Raw genomic sequence first — 6,659 nt, forward strand, 5'->3', positions numbered from 1 at the left:
AACAGGCCTTACGCCTGTTACCGAGTCCGGTTATAGACCTTTGCTATAAGGTCCTACCGCCAGCGGAGAACATCGTGCATTTTGCTTCAGACAATTGGGCAGGCGCCCACCCGAAAATCGCTGAAAGTCTTTCACTTCACGCCAACGGCTTTGCAGCTGCCTATGGTGCCAGCGAAATCGACAAGCGTGTAGAGCAGCGTTTCAACGAATTGTTCGAGCGTGAAGTCGCGGTCTTCTTCGTCGGCACAGGCACGGCAGCCAACTCACTCGCACTTGCCAGCGTCAATCGTCCCGGTGGCGTCTCGCTGGTACATCGCGAAGCCCATGTGATCGAAGATGAATGCGGCGCGCCAGAATATTTCACCGGCGGCGCACGTCTGCATCCGATCGACGGCGCGATGGGACGTATCGATCCTGAACTCTTGAAGCGCGAACTCAAGCGCTTCAATCCTGCTTTCGTTCATGCCGGTCAGCCCATGGCTGTCAGCATTACGCAAGCAACGGAAGTTGGCACGCTTTATCAGCCTGAGCATATTTCCACGATTTCTGAAATCTGCCGGGGTGCCGGTCTGCCACTGCACATGGATGGCGCGCGCTTTGCAAACGCGCTTGTATCACTGGACATGACGCCTGCGGAAATGACCTGGAAACAGGGCGTCGATATCGTGTCCTTTGGCGGCACCAAGAATGGCTGCTGGTGTGCAGAAGCGCTGGTGTTTATGGACCCTGCCCGCGCCAAGGACTTGCCATTCATTCGCAAGCGTGCCGCACAGCTTTTCTCGAAAACACGTTTTATTGCGGCCCAGTTTGATGCCTATCTCACAGATGGTCTCTGGATTGAACTGGCGAAGCATTCCAATGCTCTTTCTGCGCGCCTTGCCCGACATATCGATGCATCGAGCCAGATGCGACTGGCATGGAAGCCGGAAGCCAACGAGGTTTTCGCGATCATGAAGCAGTCCGTCTATGATCGCCTGCGCGATGCAGGTGCAATCTTCTACGACTGGAACCCGCCGCATTCAGAAGTCAATCGCATCAGCGAAGGCGAGATTTTCGCACGTTTCGTGACAAGCTTTGCCAACACGGAAGAAGAGGTCGATCAGTTCGGCAAGCTGATCGCCTAGCATCCGTTCTTGTCGCGCATCTTTGTCGAAAGCCGCATCACCCTTTCCGGAATGCACTTAACAAAAAAGCGGCGCATTTTGCGCCGCTTTCTTTTTATAGACCTTTAAGCAGTTAGTGGGCGGTCTTCGCTTCAATCTGCTGGGCATCAGCCGTCGATGCCTGACTTACTTCGATCTTGCGCGGCTTCATCTGTTCAGGGATTTCGCGCTTGAGATCGATATGGAGCAAGCCGTTTTTAAGGCTGGCACCGGCAACTTCAACAAAGTCTGCAAGCTGGAAGCGACGCTCAAAGGCGCGCGAAGCAATGCCGCGATAAAGCACTTCACCGGCTTCCGATGCGTCGTCTTCGGCCTTCTGACCCTTGACGGTCAACTGATTGCGGTGTGCTTCTATCTCGAGTTCACTTTCCGAGAAACCGGCAACGGCCATAGTGATGCGATAAGTATTCTCACCGGTCCGCTCGATATTATATGGCGGATAGGAAGACTGCGATCCTTCTGGCGATGCGAGTGTGTCGAGCATCGAGGAGAAGAGACGGTCGAAACCAACGGTGGAACGATAGAGAGGGGAAAAATCAACGTGACGCATATGTAAGCCCTCCTTAAGAGCGACAAGAATGCATTATATTGGCGGCAGAATTCCCGTTTTGGCGAATTCTTAGGTGCCGGCGGCCCCGTTGTCGGCAACCGCAAAACTCATTTGGGAATGCTGCTTTTTCATTTCAAGGCTGATTTGAATGTACGTTGCAGAAAACACCGCCGGCCTTGCTCGTATGACCGTAGAATATAGTTACACGGCTTATCACCTGCCGTAACAACTCCTGATCGCTTGGGACCCGGAAATAGGGGCTTCGGCATGCAATGAACCCAAAATGAACATCATCTTCGGCGAGCGTTCAGGTGCTTGGGGCTACATATCGGCCCAGAAATCGAAGTCGATTTCTGGAAAGCTCGATGTGTAGTTTCAAACGTCAGAGCGTCCTTTGTGCGCCTGGAAGGACGCACGGCGCTCTGATGTCCCACTATGCCTGCTGAGAGGCGGGTTCATCAAAGGATTACGGTTATGAAAAAAGCTTTTCTTGCTTTTGCCGCACTTGCCACCGTCGCGACAGGGATCGCGACGACATCCCACGCAGCCGATAATGGGTTGCGCGTTCAGGTTCAATACTACGACGATGATGGCTATCGTCCGCCTATGCCGCCACGTGGTGGACCACGTCCGGATTGGGACGGACCAGATCGTGGACCTGATCGCGGATATGATCGTGGACCAGGTCGTGGACCCGGCTGGGGTGGCGATTATGGACGCCGCGACACGCTCGGCCCCCGTCAGGTTGCTCGTTCGCTGCAACGCCGTGGTTATGATGTTGGCGATATTCGCCGTGATCGCGGTGCCTATTTCGTCAAGGCTACGCGTCCGAATGGTCGTCGTGTGATCGTGGTGGTTGATGCTTTCAGCGGTCGTATCATTGATGAACGCCGTGCTGGTCGCGGCTGGTAATTCCAGCCAGAACGAACAGATCAACCTGTGCAACGTCCCTTGCACAGGTTGTTTCCTGAACCGGAAGTTTGCGAGCAAACTTCCGGTTACTTTTTATCATCCTTTGTCCCATTATATTGCTGTGCGAAATGTAACGTGGGACAACAGCCTGAATGCCAGATTTTCTTTTTGAGACCGATGCGAATCCCATACCGCCCGGAACGCAATCTGGCATGCTCGAAACGCGGGACGGCAAGAGCTTGCGCTATGCGCTCGTCAAGTCACAAACCAAGCCATCGCGCGGCACGATCATACTGCTGCAAGGTCGCAATGAGTTCATCGAGAAATATTTCGAGACCATGTCAGACCTTTCAAATCGTGGCTTCACCGTCGCCACACTTGATTGGCGCGGACAAGGTGGTTCGCACAGGCTGCTTAAAGATCGCTTGCGCGGCTATGTCGGTCGTTTTAGCGATTATACCAGTGATCTCGACCAGTTCCTGACAGATGTCGTTCTGCCCGATTGCCCACCGCCATTTTACGTATTTGCGCACTCTGCGGGGGCATTGATTGCCTATTCGTCGATACCGAAGCTTGCCTCGCGAATTACCCGTATGGTGCTTTGTGCACCATTGATGGGGCTTGGGGGATCGAAGTCCAGCGATGACAAGATGCGCCGCATCACGACCGGCCTGCGCTGGTTCGGCTTCGGCAGGCTCTATGCTGCGGCTGGACGCAAGATGATTGACCGGCCGTTTGCAAACAATCCATTGACCAGCGATCCCGCGCGCTTCACGCGCAATATGGAAGTTGTTCGTAACAATCCTGATCTGGCGCTTGGTGGCCCCACAGTGCGTTGGCTTGCCGGTGCACTCGAAACTGCGTCGCTCATCAGCCGACCCGATTTTTATCAAGGACCGGCCATCCCGGTATTGATAATCGCGGCGGGTGCCGATCAGGTCGTTTCCACACCGGCCATTGAGCGCTTTGCTGCAAGCACACGCAATATCTCGCTGGTCGTCGTTGATGGCGGACGCCATGAATTGTTGCAGGAAGCCGATTTCTATCGGGAGCAAGTTCTGGCGGCCTTTGATGCTTTCATTCCCGGAACCTCGGAAATTGAAAAACCACCAGAAACCACAGAACCTGCAAATCCCGATCAGACGTAATTACCCGTTAATGAGTTCAAGCGCTGCCTGATGCAAGGCGGGAGATGCGGCAGCGACAATATCGCCACCCTTTTCCGCCGGACCACCATCGCGCTGCGTAACAATACCACCAGCCTGCTCGATGATCGGGATCAGTGCCACGATGTCATAAGGCTGGAGGCCTGCTTCTACCACAATATCGGCAAAGCCACCTGCAAGCATCGCGAAAGCGTAGCAATCGACACCATAACGCGACAGACGCACTGAACTTTCCAGCCGATCAAAACCTTTGCGCAGATCACCCTTGAAGAGTGCAGGTGTTGTCGTGAACATCGTTGCGTCTTCAAGCTTGGCTTGAGAACGCACTGTCAGTCGACGTTGCTCTCCACCATCGCGCACCAGATAGGAACCGTCACCGTCGCTGTAGAATAGCTCACCCGTGAAAGGCTGTGACATCATCCCTGCCTTGGCATCACCATCGACTGTCAGGCCAACAAGTGTTCCCCATACCGGCAGGCCGGATATGAACGCACGCGTGCCGTCGACCGGATCGATGACCCATACATGACTACGATCAACGTTTTCAGGGCCATATTCTTCGCCAAGAATGCCGTGGTCGGGAAACTCGCGTCCAATTACAGCACGAATCGCGCGCTCCGCTGCGCGATCAGCTTCCGTCACCGGATCAAAGCCAGAGGTGTATTTATTGTCGATCGCCGTGAACTGGCGGAATCGCGGCAAGGTTTCAGCTGCAGCAACCGAAGCGACTTCGGAAAAAAATGCCCTATCGATCAGCAATCCCAATCTCCCGTTTCCATAAGATGATGCATTCATATGCAACCTGTACTAATATTGCCCATAATTTGAGCTGTCTATTTTTTAGCTCAATAATTATGCGTAATTCCTTGACGCATAAGGCTTTGCAGCGTAGCTTAAAGGTCAGACAGGCTGTCCTGTCGATGCCTTTCGGGGCATTTCCTCCCTAGTCTTTGGCCGCGCTTTCTTCATTGGAGCGCGGCTCTTTTTATCTTCCGTTGATGATAGATTTTCGCATTTAGCTGAAGATGAAAAGCGCGAGGCGGCTATTCAGCCGCAAGCGGCGGCACGACCAGAAGCTCATCTGGCAAAGACGTCAGATCGCTCAGGAACTGATAAAGGTCCGCACAAAGCGCATCGAATCCAGCCAGCTTCTGCAAGCTCTGTTCATTCATATAGAGACTGCGATTGATCTCAATCTGCAAGGCATAGCAAGCTGCTGCTGGCCTGCCATAGTGCTCGGTGATGAAGCCGCCTGCATATGGTTTATTATGCGCAACCGTATAGCCGAGCCCCTGAAGCAGTTCGATAGCAGCTTGCGTCAACTGCTCACTGCAAGAGCGGCCAAAACGATCACCAATGATGAAATCAGGCCGACCGCCAATATCGCCCGATCGCGTGCCGCCCGGCATGGAATGGCAATCGATAAGAACCGAATAGCCAAAACGTTCATGGGTCGCGTGCAACAGAGTGTCGAGCGCATTGTGATATGGCTTATAAAGATCTTCAATCCGATAGAATGCTTCCTGCAGTGATATGCGCCCCGGATAAATAAGCTGCCCTTCGCCAACCAGACGAGGAATTGTCCCCAGGCCACCTGCCACGCGTGCAGACTGACTATTTACGAAAGGTGGCAGCGGCTCCACGAACATGCGTGGATCAAGTTCAAAGGGCTCGCGATTCACATCGAGAAAAGCACGCGGGAAATGCGCCTTGAGCAAAGGCGCACCCAGACGCGGCACGTCTGCAAAAAGCTCATCAACATAACAATCTTCCGAGTATCGGATTGCCAGTGAGTCGAGCCGTGATTCCTCAAGAAACGACTTCGGATAAGCACGTCCGCTGTGAGGTGAATTAAAAACGAAGGGAATGCGCTGCTGCGCAGGCGCGCAAACCTCATAAGGGGGCATCAGATGAAAATCGCGTTCCAGACTCATACTTCAACCCGTCTCGACTGTCTTTTTTTGACCTGCCATATGGTAGTTCTGCTTTAAAAGCAGCATCTTATGTCGGTCCGGCCAGAAACAATATCCGAAATTGCGGAGCTCGCCACTCCCTCTATGGACCAGCCCGCAAAACTGTGAAAAGCTGTAACACATAACAGCTTGTTGCCAAACAGTGGCCATAACAATTAACATTTGCGAGAGCATTCATTTCATATTTACCAAAAACGCGTTTTCTAGTGCGAGAGCTGAGTCGTTACCTGCGCCGAAATGCGCGAACGAACGACATGAAATTCGGACGGACCAATGAAAAGAATTCTGCTAGCTGAAGACGACAACGATATGCGTCGCTTCCTCGTGAAAGCACTGGAAAAAGCGGGCTATCACGTCACCCATTTCGACAATGGCGCCAGCGCCTATGAAAGGCTGCGCGAAGAACCTTTCTCGCTGCTTCTGACCGACATTGTCATGCCGGAGATGGATGGCATCGAGCTGGCGCGTCGCGCGACCGAGATCGATCCCGACCTCAAGATCATGTTCATCACCGGCTTTGCAGCTGTCGCGCTGAACCCCGATTCGGACGCGCCACGCGATGCGAAAGTGCTTTCCAAGCCTTTCCACCTGCGCGATCTGGTGAACGAAATCGAAAAAATGCTGATCGCCGCTTAAGGCGATCAGCGGCTTTCCCGGCAGTCGATATGTTATTCAACAACAAAGACGAATAAACTTCAAAAAAGGGCATTGACGGGCGCAACGCGATATGGTGTATGCGCCACATCGAATGGGCGTATAGCTCAGCGGGAGAGCACTACATTGACATTGTAGGGGTCACAGGTTCAATCCCTGTTACGCCCACCATTCGATCCTCCATTATATCAATAGGTTAGAAGCAAATCGGCAGATGCCGCACTGCCTGTTGATAAATCCT

The 6,659-nt window shown here is 53.2% G+C and carries 7 protein-coding genes and 1 tRNA gene; 5 read left to right on the forward strand and 3 right to left on the reverse strand.

Going from position 1 to position 6,659, the window contains the following annotated elements; translation table 11 throughout:
• Positions 1-74 precede the first annotated feature (74 nt).
• On the forward strand, positions 75-1,124 hold the full coding sequence (locus OIV19_RS14060) for a threonine aldolase family protein (protein WP_264232024.1): 1,050 nt from the start codon (positions 75-77) through the stop codon (positions 1,122-1,124).
• A 112-nt stretch (positions 1,125-1,236) separates the two neighbouring features.
• On the opposite strand, the gene OIV19_RS14065 is transcribed toward OIV19_RS14060, so the two are convergent.
• A complete protein-coding gene (locus OIV19_RS14065; protein WP_095445359.1) occupies positions 1,237-1,713 on the reverse strand; it encodes an Hsp20 family protein in 477 nt (158 codons plus the stop codon).
• A 474-nt stretch (positions 1,714-2,187) separates the two neighbouring features.
• On the opposite strand from OIV19_RS14065, the gene OIV19_RS14070 reads away from it, so the two are divergent.
• Both OIV19_RS14070 and OIV19_RS14075 read left to right on the forward strand, forming a co-directional pair.
• Entirely contained in the window at positions 2,188-2,625 is a 438-nt protein-coding gene (locus tag OIV19_RS14070) for an antifreeze protein (protein ID WP_264232025.1), read from the forward strand.
• A 152-nt stretch (positions 2,626-2,777) separates the two neighbouring features.
• Positions 2,778-3,773: an alpha/beta hydrolase gene (locus OIV19_RS14075; protein ID WP_264232026.1), complete on the forward strand. Its 996-nt coding sequence runs from the start codon at positions 2,778-2,780 to the stop codon at positions 3,771-3,773.
• On the opposite strand, the gene hisN is transcribed toward OIV19_RS14075, so the two are convergent.
• Positions 3,774-4,550, reverse strand: a complete 777-nt coding sequence (hisN, locus tag OIV19_RS14080; RefSeq protein ID WP_191792938.1) for a histidinol-phosphatase — start codon at positions 4,548-4,550, stop codon at positions 3,774-3,776.
• A gap of 284 nt (positions 4,551-4,834) precedes the next feature.
• Complete coding sequence (locus tag OIV19_RS14085; protein WP_264232027.1) at positions 4,835-5,725, reverse strand: N-formylglutamate amidohydrolase; 891 nt, start codon at positions 5,723-5,725, stop codon at positions 4,835-4,837.
• Between the two features lie 312 nt (positions 5,726-6,037).
• Here OIV19_RS14085 and cpdR point away from each other — a divergent pair, with 312 nt between their 5' ends.
• The gene (gene cpdR / locus OIV19_RS14090; protein WP_007877205.1) at positions 6,038-6,400 is read left to right on the forward strand and encodes a cell cycle two-component system response regulator CpdR; all 363 of its coding nucleotides are present in this window, start codon (positions 6,038-6,040) and stop codon (positions 6,398-6,400) included.
• A 114-nt stretch (positions 6,401-6,514) separates the two neighbouring features.
• Positions 6,515-6,589, forward strand: a tRNA-Val gene (locus tag OIV19_RS14095).
• The last annotated feature ends 70 nt before the right edge of the window (positions 6,590-6,659 follow it).

The sequence above is a fragment of the Brucella sp. HL-2 genome, assembly GCF_025846885.2.
Lineage (GTDB): Bacteria > Pseudomonadota > Alphaproteobacteria > Rhizobiales > Rhizobiaceae > Brucella > Brucella quorumnocens.